Raw genomic sequence first — 275 nt, 5'->3', positions numbered from 1 at the left:
ATATTGAAATTGACGGCAACCAACATTTTGAAATCGAAGATTTTAAAATAGAACAAGAATCTATTACTGATCTTCAAAAAGTCAATGCACTCATTGATTTTGAAGAAAAAAGGATCAATGAAAAGAAAGGAATTAAAAGTAAAGATAGTGAAGAGTGGATAGCTATAAATCATTTATTCGTGGTAATTGCTCCTTTCAAACTTAAACCTGTATCCGATCATCTGGTCCATTTAAAAGATAATAAGCCTAAATTTCCTTTTTGGTTTTCCGCATAC

At 30.2% G+C, this 275-nt stretch carries 1 protein-coding gene; it reads left to right on the top strand.

Annotation, left to right across the window (positions count from 1 at the left end; all coding sequences use genetic code 11):
* Window positions 1-275 (top strand): hypothetical protein (locus SCA31_RS23320; RefSeq protein WP_410699400.1); only part of this gene is annotated, 275 nt, incomplete at both ends.

It is taken from the genome of Chryseobacterium sp. SIMBA_028, from assembly GCF_046535285.1.
Classification (GTDB): Bacteria; Bacteroidota; Bacteroidia; order Flavobacteriales; family Weeksellaceae; genus Chryseobacterium.
The sequence above is the reverse complement of the archived record's forward strand: the minus strand, read 5'-3'. Positions and strand labels throughout refer to the sequence as shown.